Genomic DNA, 21,746 nt, shown 5'->3' on the forward strand with positions numbered 1-21,746 from the left:
CCCCTCCCACATTTCCAGCTGTGTTGTGTTCGGATTATTCGTCATTCCCGACGAGCCGCGAACGCGTCACCTGCGCCGGCGGAAAATGGCAGGTAAAGGTGCTGCCGTGCCCCAGCACGCTGCTGATTTCCAGGCGTGCACGGTGGCGCAGCAGCACATGCTTGACGATCGCCAGGCCCAGCCCGGTGCCGCCGGTATTGGAATTGCGGCTGGAGTCGACGCGGTAGAAACGCTCGGTCAGGCGCGGCAGGTGCTTGGCGTCGATGCCGATACCGGAGTCCTGCACGCTCAGGTGTGCGCCTTGCTCGTCGGCCCACCAGCGGATACGGATGGTGCCCTTGTCCTGGGTGTACTTCACGGCGTTGAACACCAGGTTGGAGAACGCGCTGCGCAATTCGCCCTCGCTGCCCTTGAGCAACACCTGTGGGTCGGCTTCCAGGCTGATCTGCTGCCCGCGTTCGCCTGAAAGGGCCTGGGCGTCATTCTTGATGGTCTGCAACAGGCCTTGCACCCCCACCGGATGGTTGTCCGAGGGGTAATCGGTGGCCTCAAGCTTGGCCAGCAGCAGCAGGTCGTTGAGCAGGGTCTGCATGCGCGAACCTTGTTGCTGCATCTGTTGCAGGGCACGGCTCCAGCGCGGGTTGATCTCGTCGACGTTGTCCAGCAGCGTCTCCAGATAGCCGCAGATCACCGTCAGCGGCGTGCGCAACTCGTGGGAGACGTTGGCGACGAAGTCTTTGCGCATTTGCTCCAACTGATGGATGCGCGTCACGTCGCGTACCAGCATCAGGTGCTCGTTGTTGCCGTAGCGCGTCAGGTACAGCTGGATGCGCACCCGGTCGTTGGTCGGCGAGGGGATTTCCAGGGCTTCTTCGTAATTGTCCTGCTCAAAGTATTCCTTGAAGCGCGGGTGGCGTACCAGGTTGGTCACCGGCTGGCCACTGTCCTGGGGCGTCTTGAGGCCCAGCAGGGTCTCGGCGGCGCGGTTCCACCATTCCAGGTTGCCGTCGCTGTCGAGCATGATCACCGCGTCCTTGAGCGCGGCGGTGGACTCCTGCACCCGGTCGATCACCGCTTGCAGGCGCCCGCGCACCCGTTGGTCGCGGCGTTGCAGGTGGTAGATGCTGTCGAACACCTCGCCCCACAGGCCGTAGCCGTCGGGTGGTGCTTCGTCGGGTTTATGCTGGCGCAACCATTCGTGCAGGCGCAGCAGTTGCTTGAGGGTCCAGCCCAGGTACAGGCCGATGCCGATGGCCAGGCTCCAGCCGTAATAGCCGCTGATCAACCCGACCAACAGGCAGCCGGTGATCAACAGGAGCATGTGGCGGATCAGGGTGCCATGCCAGTTCTGGTTCAAGGTGCGTCCTTCGGAGCAGTTTCAAGTTTCAAGCTGCAAGCTCCAAGCTAACGCAGCCCCGCTTTGAACTTGCGGCTTGTGGCTAATTACTTGTCGCTCAACCTTTGGTTGAAAACCGGTAGCCGGTGCCGCGCACGGTTTGTACCAGATTCTCGTAGGCATCGCCCAAGGCTTTGCGCAAGCGGCGGATATGCACGTCGACGGTGCGCTCCTCCACATATACGTTGCCGCCCCACACCTGGTCCAGCAGCTGGCCACGGGTATAGGCGCGTTCCTGGTGGGTCATGAAAAATTGCAGCAGGCGGTATTCGGTAGGGCCCATCTCGGCCGGCGTGCCATCGATGGTGACGCGATGGCTGATCGGGTCGAGGATCAGGCCGCCGACTTCAATCGGCGCTTCGCCGTCGGTCGGGCCGGCGCGGCGTAAAACAGCCTTCAGACGCGCTACCAACTCCCGTGGGGAAAAGGGTTTGGTGATGTAGTCATCCGCGCCGACTTCCAGGCCCTGGATCTTGTTGTCCTCTTCGCCCTTGGCGGTGAGCATGATGATCGGGATGTCCCCGGTCAGCTCATCACGCTTGAGGCGACGGGCCAGTTCGATGCCGGAGGTGCCGGGCAGCATCCAGTCCAGCAGGATCAGGTCCGGCTTGCGGTCGACGATAATGGCATGGGCCTGCTGGGAGTTCTCCGCCTCCAGGCAGTCGTAGCCGGCCATTTCCAACGCAACGGCGATCATCTCGCGGATGGGCGCTTCGTCGTCAACAATCAGAATGCTCCTGCCAACCATGCTCAAAAATCCTCTTGTCATTTAACTGTCTTGCGCCGCATTAGATAACGGAATTATTGCAGTCGTGTGACAGTAATTTAGTCGCTCGGGCAAATCACGGCACTCTGGACTACCCTTTGGGTCCGAATCCTGACAACCACAAAAGGAAGGTTCCGATGACTTACCGTATTGTTTCCTGGAAAGCCCTGCTGGTAACGGCCGCGCTGACGCTGCCAGGCCTGGCGTTTGCGGCAGAGCCGGCGATGACCCAAGGCGGCATGCTGGTGGATCACAAGGGCATGACGCTCTACACCTTCGATAAGGATGCCGACGGCAAGTCGGTGTGCAAGGATCAGTGCGCGACCAACTGGCCGCCGCTGAAAGCTGAATCCACAGACACAAAGACGGGCGATTGGACCGTCATCACCCGCGATGACCAGACCAGTCAGTGGGCCTACAAAGGCAAACCCGTCTACACCTACAAGGATGACCACAAGGCTGGGGACAAGACTGGGGATGGCAAGGGGGGCGCGTGGCACGTCATCAAGCCTTGAACCGGCGGCGCCGCTAAAAGCATCGGGGGCAAGCCCCCTCCCACAGTTGGAATGCGTACCCCTGTGGGAGGGGGCTTGCCCCCGATGGCGTCGGTACAGGCGCCACAAAACCTCAGCGCAACGCGTAATCCAGGACAATCCCCACGAAAATCGCCAACCCCGCCCAGTGGTTGTGCAAAAACGCCTTGAAGCACTTCATGCGGTCCCGGTCGCGGGTGTACCAGAATTCCCAGGCAAAGCAGCCCGCCGCCGCCAGCAACCCCAGATGGAACCAGCCACCCAGCTCGAACCGCACCCCTGCCAGCAACAGGCACACCAGCGCCAGGCTCTGCAGGGTCAGGATGATCACGCGGTCGGCATCGCCGAACAGGATCGCGGTGGACTTCACGCCGATCTTCAAGTCGTCGTCACGGTCGGTCATCGCGTAATAGGTGTCATAGCCCACCGTCCACAGCAGGTTGGCGATGTACAACAACCACGCCGTGGCTGGCAGGTGGCCCGTTTCGGCGGTGAACGCCATCGGCATACCCCAGGAGAACGCGGCGCCTAATACCACCTGCGGGTAATAGGTGTAGCGCTTCATGAACGGGTAGCTCGCCGCCAGCGCCAATCCGCCCAGGGATAACAGGATGGTGGTGGCGTTGGTCAGCAGCACCAGCAGAAAACTGATGCCCATCAACACCGCAAAAAACACCAACGCCTCTTTGGAACTGATCCTGCCGCTCACCAACGGGCGTTGCTCGGTGCGTTTCACATGGCCATCAACCTTGCGATCGGCCCAGTCATTGATTACGCAGCCACCGGCCCGGGTGAGCACCACCCCCAGTACGAAAATCACGATATTGCTGAAGGATGGCGAACCCTTGCCGGCAATCCACAGCGCCCACAGCGTCGGCCACAGCAGCAGGTAGATGCCGATGGGCTTGTCCATGCGGGTCAACTGAATGAAGTCCCAGGCCCTGGGATTCAGGCGGTTCAGGGATTTGAGCAGACGTTGGTACATCAACAGTTCTCCGGATGGTCATGCAACGCGTGCCAGAAGCCCGGCAGGAAGATTTCCGCCACCAGCACGCTCAGCGACCCACGATCAAAACGTGAGCGGCGCGCCCACAGCCCGTCGGCCTGATCGGCCGTCGGCAGCCATTGCCGTGGGTAATGGCACACCTCGATGGCCTGGCGCGTGAACGCTTGATCGCAGAACAGCAACTCGCCCAGAGAGCGGCTGCCCAACTCATCCATGTGCAGCCCGTCGCCCTGCAAGGCACTGCGCGCCGCCACGCTGCGGGCAAACACCCACGGTTGGCCGTGCCCGCGCAGATACACCTCGCGCACCCAGCCAACAGTCGCCGGGGCCAGGTGCAGGGCCGCGCACTCATCGTCGCGCAGCGGCTGCCAGCCTTCGAACAGCGGCGTCACGCTGAAACCGTCGTGGGACAGCCACGTCAGCCGCCGTGTCAGCGAGCCTTCATCGAACAGCCAATTGAGGGTCAAGGGCGTGGGCAGAGGGCTCAAACGGCTCTGGATCAGCCATTGGCAAGCATCGGGGAGGGCGATTGAGTGCGGCACGGAGAGTCAGTAATTGGCAGCAAAAGAGGCGGCGAGCTTACCATGGCACCCTGGACTTTTGCCGGGTTCAACCGGCACCTTGCGTCGATCGCGCTTGCATCTGCCGGCCCCGATCAGTACAAAACGCCCTGAGCCGTGCGGCAACGCAGGATCCATCGACCGCCGGCCAAGATGCCTGAACCTGAGGAAGTAAGTAATGAAGAAGTGGCAATGTATCGTCTGTGGCCTTATCTACAACGAAGCAGACGGCTGGCCTGATGACGGCATTGCGCCCGGCACTCGTTGGGAAGATGTCCCGGCAGACTGGCTGTGCCCGGATTGCGGCGTGGGCAAAATGGATTTCGAAATGATTGAAATCGCTTAATCCCTAATTTAAGAAACGTACTACAAGGAGAAAGGAATGAACGCACCTGTCGTGATCATCGGCACAGGACTGGCCGGTTACAACGTAGCTCGGGAGTTCGCAAGCTCGACAGCGAAACCCCTTTGCTGCTGATCACCGCAGATGATGGGCGTTCCTACTCCAAGCCCATGCTCTCCACCGGCTTTGGCAAAAACAAGGAAGCCGATGGCCTGAGCATGGCCGAACCGGGCACGATGGCCGAGCAACTCAAGGCCGAAGTGCGTACCCACACCCGCGTCAGCGGCATCGATCCGGGCCACAAGCGCCTGTGGATCGGCGAGGAAGCCGTGGCTTACCGCGACCTGATCCTGGCGTGGGGTGCAGAAACCGTGCGCGTCCCGGTTGAAGGCGACGCGGCTGAACTGATTTTCCCGATCAACGACCTCGAAGACTACGCGCGCTTTCGCACTGCTGCGGCCGGCAAACGCCGCGTGCTGCTGCTGGGCGCCGGCCTGATCGGCTGTGAATTCGCCAACGACCTGATCCTCGGCGGCTATGAAATCGACCTGGTCGCCCCGTGCGAGCAAGTGATGCCAACCCTGCTGCACCCGGCGGCCGCTGCCGCTGTACAGGCTGGCTTGGAAGGCCTGGGTGCGCGGTTCCACCTGGGCCCGGTGCTCAACCGCTTGCAGCGCACGGCAGACGGACTGGAAGCGCATCTGTCGGACGGTGAAGTGATCCCCTGCGACCTGGTGGTATCGGCCATCGGCCTGCGTCCGCGTGTGGACCTGGCGGCCGCTGCCGGCCTGCAAATCAACCGTGGGATCATGGTGGACCGCCACCTCAAGACCTCCCACGCCAATATCTACGCCCTGGGCGACTGCGCCGAGGTCGACGGCCTTAATCTTCTGTACGTCATGCCCCTGATGACCTGCGCCCGCGCCCTGGCCCAGACCCTGGCCGGCAACGCGACCGCCGTCAGCTACGGCCCGATGCCCGTCACCGTGAAAACCCCGGTCTGCCCGCTGGTGGTTTCGCCACCGCCACGGGGCACCGAAGGCGTGTGGAGCGTCGAGGGCCAGGGCGCCGACATCAAGGCCCTGTGCCGCGACGCCAGCGGCCGCCTGTTGGGTTATGCACTGACCGGCACCGCCGTGATGGAAAAACTCGCCCTCAACAAAGAACTTCCGCCGCTGCTGGCGTAAATGCTGGTCGTTCTGTCGGAATAAGCACGTTTTTCACCCCAGAAAGGTCGCCGCGAGGCTGGCGGAGCGTGCGAGGGCATGCCATCCTCACTTCCGTCTGCCGCAGAGTAGAGCCTGCGGCGCTTTGGGCGCCGTTCCGTCAGAGAGCGGCACGGACATAACAACAAAAAACCGTCAAAGAGGCTTCACACATGCGTAAACCAGAACTCGCAGCCGCAATCGCTGAAAAAGCGGATCTCACCAAAGAACAGGCCAACCGCGTCCTCAACGCCGTTCTCGAAGAAATCACCGGCGCCCTGCACCGCAAGGACAGCGTCACCCTGGTTGGCTTCGGCACCTTCCTGCAACGCCACCGCGGCGCCCGCACCGGCAAAAACCCGCAAACCGGCGAGCCTGTGAAAATCAAGGCGAGCAACACCGTTGCGTTCAAACCGGGTAAATCGCTGAAAGATACCGTTAACGCTTAACGCGCAGTACCGTCTCGAAGGGAGGCGGGGCGGTAAGAAGAATGGGCACGCCGACTGGGTCGGGTGCCCATTTTTTGTGGGGGCTCGCTGGTTAATCACACACAAGCGAGTGATCCGGGAAATGGCTCAGTTTGAACTTTTTTAATTCTTGTGCAACGGAGTGTTCAAGATGCTCCGGGGCCATCAGCGTTTTGACTTCACGCTCCCATCCTGCTGCTCCGCCTACGCGCTGAGTCACACCTTCCGGCCATCCTTGAAGGATCGACTTGTAATGCTCGATGCGTTCGTGGGCCATTGCACTCTTCTTGCACCAAGCCAATAACAATATGTTGTCGGTCATGGCCTGTACTGGAAAGTTATCTCTACCGGCAACAGTAATTTGATAAATAGAGTCCAGCGTGGTGCATGAAATTGTATCGAGGAACGCAGTAGGACATTGCGATCGAAAACACTCAACAAGTGCTTCGAACTTATTTGAGTGGCGCAAAGGACTTATCGATTCCTCAACACCCTTACTGTTTAATAGTGATGTCGGCGCGACCAGGGAGACCACCGGGAAGGACGTCATCAATGAGTGGGTGTGGAATACCGGGACATAGTGTTCCTCACCATAAACGGGCTTGAGGTAAATGCCGGTCAACAGAGGGCCGTTACGCTTTAGTAAGTGAAGGGGTTTATATATTTCATAAGTCCCTGTCACTTCTTTCCAGTCTTGAGTGATTGCCTTTTTTTCAGCGGCCGTCATTTTTTTCATAAGGTGTCTCAATGATAAGGGGACGGATTTATTTAAATTTCGCATTTGTTTGGCTAGACGATGCTTAAATAAATCCGTCCCCTTTGTCCGTAGATCTTTTACCAGTCGCCTCGCCACTCCTCGGCGTATTCTGATGCTGGATCAAGGTTCACAATTTCTCCTAAGGTATAAAAAAATTCAAGTATGGATTCGCGCTCTATGGTTTCGATCTCGTCTTCGAAGTTATTGATGCTAAGCATGCAGTTTTTGAAGCAATTTAAGATGGTTTGTTTAGACGCATTTTCAGGAAGATCGAGTAAGTGTAGGACAAGGCTTTTGAGTATTGGATTTATTTTGTCAATAAGGCTTTCTTCGCCTTCTAAAGTAAAGCCATGTATTTGGTAATCTTCTAGCTCTTTTCTTTTCATAGCTGCTGGTTTCTGCTTTTTGCGGATGGAGGAGAAATACCCTTGAACAAAAATTCTTTGGACTTATCCCAGTTGATTCCGTTGTCAAAATAATTTATTAAGCGATTTCGCAACTTTTCTGGGTCGCCGAGCATGCCTGATAATTCATATTTGTAAATAGTATTCAGGTCATCGGCTAATGTTAAATTGCTTTTTAGTGTGACCGCATCGAGCGTTTCAAAAGAATCAGTCAGTTCGATAAGATCTGCGCCGTAATTACCGCCAATAATAGCTCTCAACATTTTTTTTTCGGGAACGCGTTTATCTATGGAGATTTTATCCAAGGACGGTTCGCTGATGGCGAGGCCCTTCAAAGCCTGTGTGGACGTGAAAATAAAAAATAACGTGTCGACCTTTTCGAGGTCTACATCTGTCCAAGTATCCTCATTACTTGTCAAATCAAAAAACTGCAGGTAGTAGTCTTCACGCATTTGGACAAGCGTGTATAGTTCATCTTTCAGTTTCAAACTGAGGACCTTGTTTTCTTGCCACGCAATTTTCTTCAGCATCTTCCAGGGCCTTTATTTTTACCATTGGTTGTTTGAGGTTTAAAACCTCTATGCTTGTCGGCGGCGGCCAAATAAATTTTCCCTCTTTTATTATTTGGGCCTACGGGACGTTGTCTATTTGCAACAGCGCCTTCTTTCAATTTTTCGTCATATATCCTTTGCTCCAAGCCTCTTGCGATATCCTTTCCTTTTTGCCCTTCCCCTTTGAATACTGCCTCCGGCGCCACATCAAAAATACGCTTGTTAGGGTAGCGATAGTTCAACACATCTTGGGCGGAGTGTCCGAACCCAGGCTTGCTGGCATAGCCCACATAAGGCTTACCGTCTTTCACGCCGACGTAGGTGATATGGGTAGCTTTCGCAGGGTCACCTGCCCATCCCCATGGGTCAATCCAGCCGATGGGGTTTGGCGCGTACTGGTAAAGATTGAATCCACCCGCCAACCCAATCGGATCCGGCGTCGTAAACCGCCCCACATCCGGATCATAAAACCGAAACGTGTTGTAGTGCAGCCCGATCTCCCGATCCAGGTACTGCCCCTGAAACCGCAAATTCTGCTCTTCAATAAAGTACGGCTCACGCACCTCTTCAGTCGTATTCCCCCACACCCGATACCGCGCCTGCCACACGGTCTTCCCATCGGCTTCAGTCAGCTGTTCCGGCAATCCATTCAGGTCGTTGTGGTAGTAGCGCACACGTTGATGCTCACCCGTGCCGTCCAATCGAGCCAGCGGTACATAACCGTCTTCTTCATAGATATAGAGGCTGGTCTGGCTATGCCGGTGCTCCTGCAACAGGCGCAAACCCTCCCAATCAAAGCGGGTTTCGCCCAACGGATAACCGTTGCTGTCATGTTCGGTTTTAGCGATGCGCCGGCCGAGCGGGTCATAGGTCATTTTCACGACCGTTTCTCGCCCGTCTTTCTGGCTGCGGACTTCGATCAGGCGATGCTCTGCGTCGTAGGCAAAGAGCTGTACGCCGCGCAGGGCACTGCGCTTTTCGATCATTCGGCCAAAGCCGTCGTAACGATAGCGCTTGTCCTGATAGGTCAGCAGTTTGTTATGCACCACCAGGCCCGCACTGGCCTGTGGGCCGTCCAGCAGGTTGGCGGCGGCGTCGTAGGCGAAGGTTTCACGCTGGCCGTGCAGGCTGTCCTGGCTGGCGATGATTCGCCCGGTCGCGTCGTAGTGCAGCAGTTGGCGTTGGTCCTGGTGTTTTTCCCGGTCCCGCTCCAGGCGGCCGATCAGATTATCGGCCGGGTCATAGTCGAAGTGTTTTTGCTGGGCGGCCGGCAGTTGTGTGGGCTGGCCATTGGGACGGCGTATCCGTGAGCGCAGGCGGCCGCTGCGGTCATATTCGCTGCGCGTGGTGATCTGGCCTTGGGTACGCAGGACTTCACGGTGCAGGCGGTCGCGCTCGAAGTCGCAGATGACGCGGCCGTCGAGGTTGATCTGGTGCAGGTGGCCGCTGCCGTAATAAAGGCGGTTGAGCCAGCGGCCGTCGGGCAACTGCGTCTGGATCAGGTTGCCGAGCTCATCGTAGTGGTAGTTCAGGCTGCCGGCGGCGCTTTGTTCGATGAGCAACTGGCCGCGCGCGTCGTAGGCGAAGGCCAGTGCCTGGGTGGTTTCGTCATTGCCGATGAAGGTGACAGCGGTGAGTTGGTCCAACGGGTCGTAGGCGTATTCGGTGCGACCATCATCGGTTTGTTTCAACAGCAAGCGGCCCACTGCATCTCGTTCGAGTCGATGCACACTTGAAGGCTCAGGTGTCTGCCCGGTGGGCACGTACTCAACGGCGGCTACGTTATCCAGAAGGTCATAGGCATAACGTCGGGCGCTGCCGTCGAGGTCTTGTTGTTCCACGAGGCGGTCGCACGGGTCCCAGGTAAAGCGGTAACTCTCACCATTTTCATTGGTCAGGGTTTGGAGGTGTCCGTAGGCGTCATAGCGGAACTCAATCTGCCGGCCGTGGGCATCTATTCGTTGGCGCACTTGCCCGCGGCGGCCGTATTGGTAGCGGGTGGTGTGACCCGCTGCATCGGTATAACCGATCAACAGACCGCTTGTGTCGCGCAGGTACTGTTCGGTGCGACCGTCCGGCATTTCGGTCTGCAACAGCCGGCCCTGGCCGTCGTGTCGATAGCTCTGCCGCTCACCCAAGGCGTCGACGACCACCTGCAAATGGCCCTGGCGGTCGTACTCGAACGCTGTGGGATACCCCGAGCAATCGATATGCTGGATTAACTGTCCGGTTTCATTCCAGCGCAGAGTTTTGCTTTTACCCGTGGCATCGATGATCTCCACCACTTGGCCAAAGGTGTCATAACGATAAAGTGTGGCGTGCCCCAAGGGGTCGACTTCGCTGACGCAATTGCCTCGCTGGTCGTACTGATATTGCCACGCGTGGCCTGCCGCATCGGTCTCCACCAACGGCAGCGACCAATGCTCCAGCCACAACGTCGACTCGATACGCCCCAACGGATCCTGAGTGCTGCACAGGTTGCCGGACTCGTCGTAGCCGAACTGCCATTTGCCGCCTTGTGGGTCAGTCGCGCTGAGCAACTGACGCTCCTCATTCCATTCGAATTGCCACGTCTTTCCCAGGTTGTCGGTGTACTCAGTGATCTGGTACTGCGAGTTCCAGCGGCGTGTGCTGAGACGCTGCAAGCCATCAGTAATGCGTGTCACGCCGGCCGCCAGGTCATAGTCGAACTGGTACTCGTCGCCCTCGTCGGTCCAGTGCCGCACCACGCGCCATTCGCTGCCGTCCAGGCAGGCCCACTGGTAATAGCAGCGCAGTCCGGTGGGCAACTGGTGCTCGACCATGCGCTGACCGCTGTCGTAGGCGAAGCGCCGTTGCGTGAGCCCGGCGGTATCGCGTACTTCGGCCAGGTCGCCGCGAGAATCGTAGCTGTAACTGACAAGGGTTTCCCGGCTGTGATCGGGGTATAGCCGCTCGACTTGCTCCACTCGCGCCGGCCATTGCTGGCTGTAAACAAGTTCGACACGCACATGGTCGAACGTATCTCGTAAGTGGCTCAGCCGACCCTGTACGTCATAGTCGAGGAAGATTCGGTTGTCGTTGCGATCCCCCAATTGGCTAAGGCGCAGGCGTGAGGCAGTGCCTGGCGTTGGTTCGAATAGCCGATAGAGCCCATCAACGCTTTCAATCAGTAGTTGGCCATTGGTATTGCGCCGTACGCTCAAGCCTTCTCCTGCGCTGAATACGGCACCGCCCAGTGGGATGACGCCCATGTCGATCTGTCGCGCTTGCTCATCGATATAGACCAGCCGTTCCCCACCTTCGGGGTGTACGCCAATCTCGACGCAGACCTCGTAGATCACGCTCCAGCTGGCACCGAACAGACCGTCGCGACGCTCGTCCCGACTGCTGTAGTAGCGCTGCCACTCGATAGGGAGCAGGCCGGGCAGGGCGAAGTCCAGATCGTCTTCCCCATCAAGAATTTTCGCGCCAGTGGAGCTGTGTACCGGGTTGGGCGAGCCTACTACTGCAGAGGTAATGGCATTGGTCACTTGGCTGGTGCCCCACGACACCAGTCCACCAACGACCATGCACGGCAGCTTGCTGAAAAACTTGGAACCGCCACCACGCAGCATCAACAGTGCGGTCACCGCCAGCCCGACACCGGGTGTCTTGCCACTGCGGATCTCGCGCACCACCACGGGGCTTCCGCCAATACGCACGTTGCTGGAGATCATCCCCGACTCGACAATCGAGGCGTCGCAGGTACTTCGGTCACCGCTGCGGGCGGCCGGCTGACCGTTGATAGTGACCTTGCTGGAGCCTTCGGCAATAAACTGCGGCGGCATCGGTGGATGTTTGGTGCAGATCACAATATCCAGCGGTTTGGGTACTGCGCCTGGTGCAGGAACCGCCACTGTGGGTCGCCACATCTGCGAGAAGAAACCCTTGGCCATGTCAAGGTAGCTGGCTTCTTCGGGACTACCACCTTCGGCGGGTTGCGAACTGACTGGGCCGATAGCGCCTGCGGCACGTGCAGAGGGTATGCCGTTGGTAAAAGTGTTGTGGGAGCCGGTGGCGATGGTTGCCATCACCACCGGCGGGAATAACGCATTGCCTATCCAGTCACAAACCTTTGTCAGCCCCTTGTCCGCCCCCGTCTTGCTCATGCCTATACCGACGATGATGCCCACCACCGCGCCGAGCACAAAGCAGCCCAGACCGCCGGTAACGACGGTAATACCGGTGGCGGCCACAATCGCAGCAGTGGCGACGGCCGTAATAGCGATGTTGGCCGCAATTTCCAGCACGCCGCCCAGGATATCGGCCATCGCCGAGGTGTGCAGCAGGCCGTCGCCGAGACGTGCCGCCCAGAGAGCGTCAGACATGGATGAGGGACTTCAAGGCTTGGGATTCAGCTGCAGGGTGCTTTTGATGGTTGCCCAATGGGCGCTTTCAGCATCTCCCAGGGGTTGGGCTTTGACATAACTCAGGGCAAGCATCTGCCGAGTGCCGGGTATGACAAGCGCTAACTGGTATTGATGAATACGCTCGGTGCCCTTGCTGAACTGGTTATGCACTTCGATGGCGTCTATATCCTGCGCAGCGCCTACACGAAGTGCCTTGGCCGGTTGGTAGCGCAAGTCTTGTACCTGCTTCTCCAGCTTCGCCAGTTGCTCTTCGAAGTTGCTTTGCAGCGTTTCACTCTCATCTAGAAGGCTACGGCTGACGATCAACGACGTACCCAGAGCAGCGAATTTCAGGATATTGATGGAAGCATCTTGAACGTCATCGCTGGGCAGCGTGAATTGCAGTTCATTGAGTTGATAGGTCATGAAACGGAATCTCGTTATTGGCCGGAAGGCGGCTTGGGAAACATGGAGTTGACGGCCGCGTCGATTTCACCCTTGACCCCTTGGCCCATGGGTGTGGTACCGCCTTTGCCGCCAATGTTCAAATGCAGATTGCCGCCGGTGTTGATCTCGGAGCTGCCCTCGGAATACACATTGATCTGCACACCCGTGAGGTTGATCTGGCCGCTGGCGTTGAGCTCCAGCACGCTTTTGCCGCAAACCAGGCGCAAGTTTTCGCCCACTTCAATTAGATAGCTCTTGCTGATGGCGTCGGTTTTGCTGAACCCCACCATAAGCATGTCGTCATGCTTGACCGCACGCACGCGGTCGTTGCCAATCGTCACTACCTCGTCATGCCCGATGCTTTTATTGCGGTCATGCCCCACCGAATGGCTCTCATCCACCTCCACCACAATGTCCTGATTGCGCTCGGCATGGATATACAACTGCTCCAACCCCTTCTTGTCCTCCATGCGGATTTCATTGAAGTTGGCCGGTGTGCCGCCCTTGCTGGAGCGACTCTTCATGCCGCTCTGGGTGGCGTTTTCCGGCAGGTCGTACGGTACCGTCTGCTCGGCGTTGTACACCCGGCCGGTGATGATCGGCCGGTCGGGATCGCCTTCGAGGAAGCTGACAATCACTTCCTGGCCGATCCGTGGAATCTGCATCGAGCCCCAGTTCTTGCCGGCCCAGGATTGCGACACGCGAATCCAGCACGAGCTGTTTTCGTTGGACTGGTCGTGGCGGTCCCAGTAGAAGTGCACCTTCACGCGGCCGTACTGGTCGGTCCAGATTTCCTCGCCTTTGGGGCCCACCACCAAGGCGGTCTGCGGGCCTTTGACGATGGGGCGGTGGGTGTTGGCCAATGGGCGGAAGCTTTGTTGGGCGTCGATGCAGGTCAGGCTGCTTTCGAACTGAGCGGAGCCTGAGCCGCCACCGCTTTCCAGGCTTTCCTGGGCGATGTAATAGCGGCAGCCGACGATCAGGTATTCGCGGTTCTGGTCCTGGCGGCTGAAGCCCGTGAGGCTGAACAGGTGGCCGGAACCGAGGCCGCGTGCGTTGCCGTTGAACTCGATCTGCTCATGCAGGGTTTGCAGGGCTTCGATGCGGGTGCGCGCGTAGTGTTCGCCGTCGGCGCTTTGCACGTAAGTGCCGGGGTAGTCGTACAGCGGGTAGTCGCCGGCAGTGTGCGGGCGCGGCATGGCCGAGCGCACGTCGATGCTGGCGCTGGGGCGCTGGAAGTCGTAGTCGTTGAGCTCCAGGGAGCCTGGCTGCACTTCCTGCGCCAGGTGCCAGTTGTGCATGTGGTCGCGTTCGCGCTGCTGCTCATCCTTGGGGTAATACGGGATCGACGCATAGCCCGGCACGGTGGTGTGGGCGCCATAGGCGTCGGCCAGCACCAGCACGTGGCGGTCCTGTTCATGACGGAAGAAGTAGTAGATGCCTTCCTGTTCCATCAGGCGGCTGACGAAATCGAAGCTGGTCTCGCGGTACTGCACGCAGTATTCCCACTCGCGGTACGGCCGGCTCAGGGCGTCTTCAAAGTCGGAAAAACCCAGGTCGCGGAACACCTGCTTGATGATCTGCGGGATGCTCTGGTTCTGGAAAATCCGGCAGTCCGAGGTGCGGCTGAGCAGCCAGAACCAGGGGCGCAGCGTCACTTGGTAACTGGCGAACTGGCCCCGGTCGATGTTCTGGCTGCAGCGCGCAACGATGCCGTTGAAGTGCCGCTCGCCACCGTCCGCCAGTTGCACGCCGACGCTCATCGGCTTGCCCAGCAACTGGTTGAGATCGATGTTGGCGTCCAGGGACGTCAGTTGCAGCTCATAGTTGAACAGCCGCCCCAGTTCTTCACCGCCGCCCATTTCATTGAGCAACAGCACATCCGGCCCGAGGGGGCTGGTGATCTTGGCCAGGCGTGAGGCTTGGTTAAAAAGCATTGAAGTACCCTAATAACTGAAGGAACCCAGTCCGAATGTGGGAGGGGGCTTGCCCCCGATGAGGGTGTGTCAGTTGATGCATCAGGTGACTGATTCACCGCCATCGGGGGCAAGCCCCCTCCCACATTTTTTTCCGCGTTCCGTCAGGTCAATCGTTGAACTGGTAGTGCAGCTCGTTATCCCGGCTGCTGATCCGCACCCCCGCCAACGCCTTGCCTTCGAGCATGCGCGTGAGGAACTCACGGCTCATGTCCGGCAACAAGCTGTTGGTGAGGATGGTGTCGATCATGCGCCCGCCGCTTTCGGTTTCGGTGCAGCGCGAGACGATCAGGTCGACCACCGCGTCGTCGTAGTCGAAGGCGACTTTGTGGGTATTTTCCACGCGCTTCTTGATGCGGTTGAGCTGCAGGCGGGTAATCGCCTTGAGCATCGTGTCACTCAGCGGGTAGTACGGAATCGTTACCAGGCGGCCCAGCAGCGCCGGCGGGAAAATCTCCAGCAGCGGCTGGCGCAGGGCCTTGGCGATTTCTTCGGGCTCGGGGATGTTCGCCGGGTCTTTGCAGACCTGGGAAATCAGCTCCGTGCCAGCGTTGGTGGTCAACAGGATCAGGGTGTTCTTGAAGTCGATCACGCGACCTTCGCCGTCTTCCATCACGCCCTTGTCGAATACCTGGAAGAAAATCTCATGCACGTCCGGGTGGGCTTTTTCCACCTCGTCCAGCAGCACCACGCTGTAGGGCTTGCGCCGCACCGCTTCGGTCAGCACGCCGCCTTCGCCGTAGCCGATATAGCCCGGTGGCGCGCCCTTGAGGGTCGATACCGTGTGGGCTTCCTGGAATTCGCTCATGTTGATGGTGATCACGTTCTGCTCACCGCCGTACATGGCTTCGGCCAGGGCCAGGGCGGTTTCGGTCTTGCCCACGCCCGAGGTGCCGGCGAGCATGAACACGCCAATCGGCTTGCTCGGGTTGTCGAGGCCGGCGCGGGAGGTCTGGATGCGCTTGGCGATCATCTGCAAGGCATGGTCTTGGCCGATGATGCGTTTCTTCAGGTGCTGATCGAGGTTGAGCACGGTTTCCAGTTCGTTGCGGGCCATGCGGCCCACCGGAATACCGGTCCAGTCAGCGACCACCGAGGCCACGGCCTGGTAATCCACGGTCGGCAGGATCAGCGGGGTTTCGCCTTGCAGCGCGGTGAGGCGCTGTTGCAAGTCGACCAGTTGCGCACGCAACTCATCGTTGCCGCTGTCCACCACCCCGGCCTTTTCGCGCAGGGTCGCACGGGTGGCGAGCAACTCATCCACCAGGGTTTTCTCTTCGGCCCAACGGCTTTCCAGCGTCGCCAGGCGCTCACGCTCGGCCGTCAGCAAGGCTTCGCTGTTGCTCTGGCGTGCACCAATGTCGACGCCGATGGCATGCTCGCGGGCGATGATTTGCAGCTCGGTTTCCAGGGCTTCGATGCGGCGGCGGCTGTCGTCCACTTCGGCCGGTACGGCGTGCAGGCTGATGGCGACGCGGGCGCAGGCGGTGTCCAGCAGGCTCACGGATTTATCCGGCAACTGGCGCGCCGGGATGTAGCGGTGAGACAGCTTCACCGACGCTTCCAGCGCTTCGTCGAGGATCTGCACCTGGTGGTGTTTTTCCATGGTCGAGGCCACGCCGCGCATCATCAGCAGGGCTTTGTCTTCCGATGGCTCGGCGACTTGCACCACCTGGAAGCGGCGGGTCAGGGCCGGGTCTTTCTCGATGTGCTTCTTGTACTCGGCCCAGGTGGTGGCGGCCACGGTACGCAAGGTGCCACGGGCGAGGGCGGGCTTGAGCAGGTTGGCCGCATCACCCGTTCCGGCGGCGCCACCGGCACCCACCAGCGTGTGGGCTTCGTCGATGAACAGGATGATCGGCTTGGGTGACGCCTGCACGTCTTCGATGACCTGGCGCAGGCGCTGTTCGAACTCGCCTTTCATGCTGGCGCCGGCTTGCAGCAGGCCCACGTCGAGACTGCGCAGTTCCACGTCTTTCAGTGCCGGCGGCACGTCACCGGCGACGATGCGCAGGGCAAAACCCTCGACCACGGCGGTCTTGCCCACCCCGGCTTCACCGGTAAGGATCGGGTTGTTCTGGCGTCGGCGCATGAGGATGTCGACCAACTGGCGAATCTCTTCATCGCGGCCAACAATCGGGTCGAGCTTGCCGCTGCGCGCCTGTTCGGTCAGGTCCACGGTGAAACGCTTGAGCGCTTCCTGCTTGCCCATCGCACTCGGCGCCATCGCGCCGCTGGCTTCGCCTGGCACCCCGGCGTTGAAGCCGTCGCTGGCGCTCAGAGCATTTTCCGGCGAGTCGCCGACGTACTCGTCAAAGCGTTCGCTCAGGGCCTCGGCCTTGATCTTGTCGAACTCCGCCGACAAGCCCAGCAACCCATGGCGCAGGCTTGGCGTCTTGAGGATGCCCAGCACCAGGTAACCGGTGCGCACCTGGCTTTCGCCGAACATCAGGCTGCCGTAGACCCAGCCGCGTTCCACGGCTTCCTCCACATGGGACGACAGGTCGGTGATCGACGTCGAGCCACGTGGCAGGCGGTCCAGGGCTTCGGTCAGGTCACGGGCCAGGCGCGCCGGCTCGACGTTGAACTGGCGGATGATGCGGTGCAGGTCCGAGTCCTGCAATTGCAGCAGCTGGTGAAACCAGTGGGCCAGTTCCACATACGGGTTACCGCGCAATTTGCAGAACACCGTGGCGGCTTCGATGGCCTTGTAGGCCACGCTGTTGAGTTTGCCGAACAACGCGGCGCGACTGATTTCACCCATGCTCTGGATTCCTTGAGGTGGTGGCGTGATCGGCGTAATGCCGGGCCAGGATTAGGTCGTTGGCATCAACCGCAGGGCGGCCGAGCCAGGTGTTGAAGCCCAGGCGGAACTGGCCGTTGAGTTGCAGCGCCGGCACTTCGGGTTGTTGCAAAACCAGGTTCAGATCCCAGTCCAATTCATGGCCCAGGTACTCGGCGACCCACGCCACCAGCTCGTTGAACGGCTGTTGGCCGGGCAGCATGCCCATGTAGTCATCCAACGTGAGTGGGCCAAGGCGGATACGGAATTTATGCTGGCGGTCCCACACATGGCTGCCCAGGCAGAAGTCCACGCCCAACCGGTTGGCGCTGACACTCACGCGGCTGCGCTCGGGCAGCTCCAGCCATTGGCCGACGTATTCTTCAATCTCCACCGGCAGGCCGAAATACTCGCTGAGGATCGCCTTCAAGCCATCCGGGTAGCGGGTTTGCGCGGACAGATGGCCGCTGTAATGCAGCTTCGCGGTGTCGGGAATCAGCCCTTGGTTGAGCAGGCTTGGCATGCCCCGGCCACTCAGGGCGGCGAGGCGTGCAGACCAGTAGTCATCGTCCGGGCGGTCATGGCTGACCGTCGGCCGCGCCTCGGCCCAGGCCCGATAAAACAGGCTGAGCAGACGGTGATGGAACACATCCAAAAACTGCTTGCTGGTGCTGTCGGCGTTGTTGCGCTGGCGCTCACGCACATACTCGGTGATGTGCAGCGGCAGCGGGCCGTTGGGGCCGCCGAGGCCGAAAAAGAACTGCTCCAGCCGCGCCGGCTTGCCGTCGCCACCGGGGTCGACCGAGGCCAACGTGGCCGGGGCGAAGGTGCAATCGGCCTGTTGCCCAAGACGCAGCGGGTCATCCGCCAGGCGCAGGGAATGGCCCAGGCGCGGCAGCTCGGGCGATTCGCACTCGATACGCCGCAACGCCTGGAAGAAATCGTATTCCCAGGGCTCCTGATGCATCGCATCCAGGGTACTCACAGGGTCGGACGCCGCCCGGGCTTGGCTTTCCATCGCATGATCTCGCCGCGTTCGGTGGTACGGATCACCGTCTCGGTAAAGCTGTTGATCGACACGTAGCGTGCCAGGAAGCGCTCCAGCACCGCACCGAGCAGGAACACGCCGGTGCCGCGAAACGCGTTTTCATCGAATTCCAATGTGATCTCAAGGCCACGGCCAAACACAATCGGGCCGGGCATCGGCAGGCGGCGGGTCACGGCTTTGCTGCTGACGTCGCGCAGGCCTTCGATTTGCAATTGCAGCGCCGCATCGTTGCTGTCGCCGTACAGGCGCAGCAGTTCGCGCAAGGCGCCTGCGCCCTGGCCTTGCTCGCTCAAAGACAGGTAGTTGAGTGACAGCTGGCTGATCAGGCGCCAGGCCTTGGCGTCATGGGCATGGCTGGCACGCGGGCGACTCGGGCCCGCCACGCAGCGCACGGCCAGCACCGGGGCGCTGTCGGCCAGGGTGAAGTCGGTCTTGCCATTGCCCACGCTCATGAATAACGGCAGGTCGCGGTTGGTGCACAGCGCCGTCACGCCCAGTTGGCGCAAGTCGTGGCCGTAGGGGGCTTGGCGACTGTCCACCAGGCTGACGAACGTTTCGCTGCCCACGTAGGTGGAGCGCGGGCCGTTGCGACGTTGGTCGCTGGACAGCACGCGGGGCTCGCGACGCACCGTGTAGTAGGCCTGGTCACGGCCATAACGGGACGGGTCACGCACCGCGTAGAACGGTAAAAACGGTTGCTCCGGCCCGGTGCCGTGGCCGGTGATGCCGCTGAGCGAGTGAATCTCGAAATCCATCGGCCGCGTGCGGTCGGCGATCACATGGTGTTCGTTGACCCGGTCGGACAAGTGGATACGGTCCACGCGCTTGGGGAACAGGTTGATCGCCGGCGTGCAGAACGGCAGGAACTGCGCCGCGCCGACGCTGCCTTCCAGGCTCGGTTCGTGGCGGTCGAACAGCACGATCAGCTCCAGCTCCTGGCCATCGCAGCGTTTGACCGCACGGCTCAGCTCGGCGAATTCGACGAACAGGAAGCGATGGGGCAGGGCGAAGTACTCCTGCAACAACCGATAGCCCTGGAACGCCCGTGCGACCACCGGCATGGCCGCGTCGACATCGTCAAAACCCCGGGAGCGCAGTGCGTCCTGGGGCAGGCGCTCAACCCAATCACCGCCAGGCTTGCGCGCGAACACCGCGCAGGCGTTGCCCAGCAGTTGCTCGTAGAGGCGGAACGGTTGCTCGTCGGCGCGCTGAGGTACAGCGGCAGGTTGTCCAGATCAAGGCTGTTGAACGGCAATTCGGCGCCGGTGCGCAGGGTCAGGCGCAAACCGGCCTTGGCCTTGGGTTCGCTGGCGGCCAGGCGGCCGAGCACGGCGGCGGGGTTGCCGAAGTATTCGGCGTTGCTGACCTGCAACGGCCACAACGTCACCGGATGGGCGGTGCGGTACTCGCAGCAGGTCTGGGTTTCGCGGCCCAGGGCTGCGCGTAAGACGGTGTCGCGGGGCAGGGGGAAACCGCTGGCCAGGGAGCCTTCGTCGGGATCGGTCTGCAACTGCACCACGGTCATCGACGGGGTTGGCGCCAGGTAATGCGGGTAGGCGATTTCCAGCAGATTGTGGGTGAAGGTCGGGTACTCGGCGTCGAGCTTGAGCTGCACGCGGGCCGTGAGGTAGGCAAAGCCTTCGAGCAAGCGTTCGACGTACGGGTCGGCGCAGTCCATACCGGACAACGTCAGCCGACTGGCGATCTTCGGGTATTCCTTGGCGAACTCCGCCGCGCTTTCGCGCACGTGGTGCAGTTCCTGGTTGTACAGCTCCAGCAGGCGCGGATTCATGGGCGTCTCCGCTGGTCGGCATTGACCACGCGCACGTGGCCGGACTCCAGGTCGAGGTCGGTTTGCAGCAACAGGCGCAACGGCACCGGTTGCGCCCACAGGTCGCCTTCGATCTCGAAACTCAGGGCGTTGTGGTTCATTTCGCCATGGCCGACCCGGGCTTTGACACGCAGGGTGTGGCGCAAAATGCGTGGCTCAAAGGTGGCGATGGCCTGGTAGATCAGGGCTTCCAGAGCCTTGATGTCGACACTGGAAACGCTGTTGCCCGCCAATGCAGGCAGGCCGTAATTGACCACCGAAGTGCCGGCCAGGGTGTGCAGCGTGGCATCGGCATCGAGCAACGACGTGGTGTTGAGCAGCCACGCCAGGTCGCGCAAGACCGAGGCTTTCAATTGGGTCAGGGACAGCACGCGTTTGTCGGCGCTTTCCTTGGGATTGGTTGGGTCGTCGTCGGTCAACCGGTCCAGCAGGGACGGTTGCAGACGGTCGCGGGAAGCGATTTCAGTTACCACCAAAGCAGCTCCACGGACGAGTTGTGAGAGGGACGTTTTTTGCGAGTGGCAGGGGTCTTGGGCCATGGCGCGAAGCCATGGCCACAAGGGCTATCAGCGCTTGGTGTTGGAACGGATGTTCCAGCCAAACTTGATCGCGCCGCCGTCTTTGGTGCCGTCGGCTTTCTGCGGCTGGTAGTCGACCATCACTTGGGCGAAGTTCAGGGTGACGTTCTCGGTCAGGCGGTCATCGGAACCCGAACCACCCGTGCTCAGGGAGGTGACTAGCACTTCTTCCAGGTTGATCACCATGTACTCGACCTGGCTTTCACCACCGGCCTTGCGCACGGTCAGCTTGACCTTGTCGATGTGCTTGCCGCTGGCGCAGTGCATCATCAGGTTCGGCGAAGCTTTGTCGACGTACTTGGTCAGCGACAGGTCCTGGATATTCACCTTGCCCGCGCCGCCACCGCCGCCCACGTGCATGTTGCCGGACTGGGCCATGCCCCAGCTCCAGTTCAGTACGTCGATTTCGTCCTTGTGGGCCTTGTCCATGGACTCGCCCTTGATGTCGCCGATCTTGATGAAAATATCAACAGCCATGTTTTCTCCCTGTGTGGCTCTTGCCACTGAATTTGAGTGACTCCAAATGGGCAGTGCTTTTGTGTGGGAGGGGGCTTGCCCCGATGCAGGCACCTCGGTGTGTCAGTCACACCCCAGTGATGCTATCGGGGGCAAGCCCCCTCCCACAGAACGAGCCAGCTCATCCGTGGGTTAGGCGCTTTTCGCCGAAGGCAGCTTCGATACCAGGCGCAGCGATACAGTCAGCCCTTCAAGCTGATAGTGCGGGCG

18 protein-coding genes and 2 pseudogenes are annotated in these 21,746 nt (G+C 60.2%); 4 read left to right on the forward strand and 16 right to left on the reverse strand.

The features are described from left to right. Positions 1 to 34: 34 nt before the first annotated feature. Entirely contained in the window at positions 35 to 1,321 is a 1,287-nt protein-coding gene (gene phoR, locus IQK56_RS23310; RefSeq protein WP_246500270.1) for a phosphate regulon sensor histidine kinase PhoR, read from the reverse strand. Between the two features lie 133 nt (positions 1,322 to 1,454). Beyond that, positions 1,455 to 2,144 (reverse strand): phosphate regulon transcriptional regulator PhoB, encoded by a 690-nt coding sequence (gene phoB, locus IQK56_RS23315; RefSeq protein WP_003231714.1) that lies wholly within the window; start codon positions 2,142 to 2,144, stop codon positions 1,455 to 1,457. Positions 2,145 to 2,299: 155 nt separating this feature from the next. On the opposite strand from phoB, the gene IQK56_RS23320 reads away from it, so the two are divergent. Then, on the forward strand, positions 2,300 to 2,677 hold the full coding sequence (locus IQK56_RS23320) for a COG4315 family predicted lipoprotein (RefSeq protein ID WP_122306674.1): 378 nt from the start codon (positions 2,300 to 2,302) through the stop codon (positions 2,675 to 2,677). Between the two features lie 112 nt (positions 2,678 to 2,789). Here the strand turns inward: IQK56_RS23320 and ubiA are convergent, their stop codons facing one another. Continuing rightward, the gene (gene ubiA, locus IQK56_RS23325) at positions 2,790 to 3,680 is read right to left on the reverse strand and encodes a 4-hydroxybenzoate octaprenyltransferase (RefSeq protein ID WP_193862073.1); all 891 of its coding nucleotides are present in this window, start codon (positions 3,678 to 3,680) and stop codon (positions 2,790 to 2,792) included. Continuing rightward, complete coding sequence (locus tag IQK56_RS23330; RefSeq protein WP_122306672.1) at positions 3,680 to 4,243, reverse strand: chorismate--pyruvate lyase family protein; 564 nt, start codon at positions 4,241 to 4,243, stop codon at positions 3,680 to 3,682. The genes ubiA and IQK56_RS23330 overlap by 1 nt, the downstream gene beginning before the upstream one ends. A 196-nt stretch (positions 4,244 to 4,439) precedes the next feature. Here IQK56_RS23330 and IQK56_RS23335 point away from each other — a divergent pair, with 196 nt between their 5' ends. From IQK56_RS23335 to IQK56_RS23345, 3 genes and pseudogenes are all read left to right on the forward strand, one after another. After that, positions 4,440 to 4,607 carry a rubredoxin gene (locus tag IQK56_RS23335; RefSeq protein WP_032884447.1) on the forward strand — a complete coding sequence of 56 codons (168 nt, stop codon included), beginning with the start codon at positions 4,440 to 4,442 and terminating at the stop codon, positions 4,605 to 4,607. Between the two features lie 36 nt (positions 4,608 to 4,643). Further along, positions 4,644 to 5,791 (forward strand): annotated as a pseudogene (locus IQK56_RS23340) (NAD(P)/FAD-dependent oxidoreductase). Between the two features lie 191 nt (positions 5,792 to 5,982). After that, entirely contained in the window at positions 5,983 to 6,258 is a 276-nt protein-coding gene (locus tag IQK56_RS23345) for an HU family DNA-binding protein (protein ID WP_003176958.1), read from the forward strand. 91 nt (positions 6,259 to 6,349) lie between these two features. Here IQK56_RS23345 and IQK56_RS23350 read toward each other — a convergent pair whose 3' ends face one another. The 12 genes and pseudogenes from IQK56_RS23350 to IQK56_RS31260 all read right to left on the reverse strand — a co-directional run. Beyond that, complete coding sequence (locus tag IQK56_RS23350; RefSeq protein WP_193862074.1) at positions 6,350 to 7,012, reverse strand: hypothetical protein; 663 nt, start codon at positions 7,010 to 7,012, stop codon at positions 6,350 to 6,352. 98 nt (positions 7,013 to 7,110) lie between these two features. Then, positions 7,111 to 7,419 carry a hypothetical protein gene (locus IQK56_RS23355; RefSeq protein ID WP_193862075.1) on the reverse strand — a complete coding sequence of 103 codons (309 nt, stop codon included), beginning with the start codon at positions 7,417 to 7,419 and terminating at the stop codon, positions 7,111 to 7,113. After that, on the reverse strand, positions 7,416 to 7,967 hold the full coding sequence (locus tag IQK56_RS23360) for a hypothetical protein (protein WP_193862076.1): 552 nt from the start codon (positions 7,965 to 7,967) through the stop codon (positions 7,416 to 7,418). The genes IQK56_RS23355 and IQK56_RS23360 overlap by 4 nt, the downstream gene beginning before the upstream one ends. After that, a complete protein-coding gene (locus IQK56_RS23365) occupies positions 7,961 to 12,337 on the reverse strand; it encodes an RHS repeat-associated core domain-containing protein (RefSeq protein WP_193862077.1) in 4,377 nt (1,458 codons plus the stop codon). Before IQK56_RS23365 ends, IQK56_RS23360 begins: the two co-directional genes overlap by 7 nt. Before the next feature lie 12 nt (positions 12,338 to 12,349). Beyond that, on the reverse strand, positions 12,350 to 12,784 hold the full coding sequence (locus IQK56_RS23370) for a DcrB-related protein (RefSeq protein WP_003176954.1): 435 nt from the start codon (positions 12,782 to 12,784) through the stop codon (positions 12,350 to 12,352). A gap of 14 nt (positions 12,785 to 12,798) precedes the next feature. Beyond that, complete coding sequence (locus IQK56_RS23375; protein WP_193862078.1) at positions 12,799 to 14,742, reverse strand: type VI secretion system Vgr family protein; 1,944 nt, start codon at positions 14,740 to 14,742, stop codon at positions 12,799 to 12,801. A gap of 148 nt (positions 14,743 to 14,890) precedes the next feature. Beyond that, positions 14,891 to 17,545, reverse strand: coding sequence for a type VI secretion system ATPase TssH (gene tssH / locus IQK56_RS23380; protein WP_193862079.1), 2,655 nt, complete (start codon positions 17,543 to 17,545; stop codon positions 14,891 to 14,893). Continuing rightward, on the reverse strand, positions 17,538 to 18,581 hold the full coding sequence (tssG, locus tag IQK56_RS23385; protein WP_122308324.1) for a type VI secretion system baseplate subunit TssG: 1,044 nt from the start codon (positions 18,579 to 18,581) through the stop codon (positions 17,538 to 17,540). The genes tssH and tssG overlap by 8 nt, the downstream gene beginning before the upstream one ends. After that, positions 18,545 to 20,403 (reverse strand): annotated as a pseudogene (gene tssF, locus IQK56_RS23390) (type VI secretion system baseplate subunit TssF). Before tssF ends, tssG begins: the two are co-directional and overlap by 37 nt. Beyond that, a complete protein-coding gene (gene tssE / locus IQK56_RS23395) occupies positions 20,400 to 20,915 on the reverse strand; it encodes a type VI secretion system baseplate subunit TssE (RefSeq protein ID WP_193862080.1) in 516 nt (171 codons plus the stop codon). Before tssE ends, tssF begins: the two are co-directional and overlap by 4 nt. A gap of 93 nt (positions 20,916 to 21,008) precedes the next feature. Next, on the reverse strand, positions 21,009 to 21,497 hold the full coding sequence (locus tag IQK56_RS23400; RefSeq protein WP_017735732.1) for an Hcp family type VI secretion system effector: 489 nt from the start codon (positions 21,495 to 21,497) through the stop codon (positions 21,009 to 21,011). A gap of 171 nt (positions 21,498 to 21,668) precedes the next feature. Beyond that, positions 21,669 to 21,746 (reverse strand): hypothetical protein (locus tag IQK56_RS31260; RefSeq protein WP_246500271.1); only part of this gene is annotated, 78 nt, incomplete at its 5' end.

Source organism: Pseudomonas cyclaminis (genome assembly GCF_015163715.1).
GTDB classification, from domain to species: domain Bacteria; phylum Pseudomonadota; class Gammaproteobacteria; order Pseudomonadales; family Pseudomonadaceae; genus Aquipseudomonas; species Aquipseudomonas cyclaminis.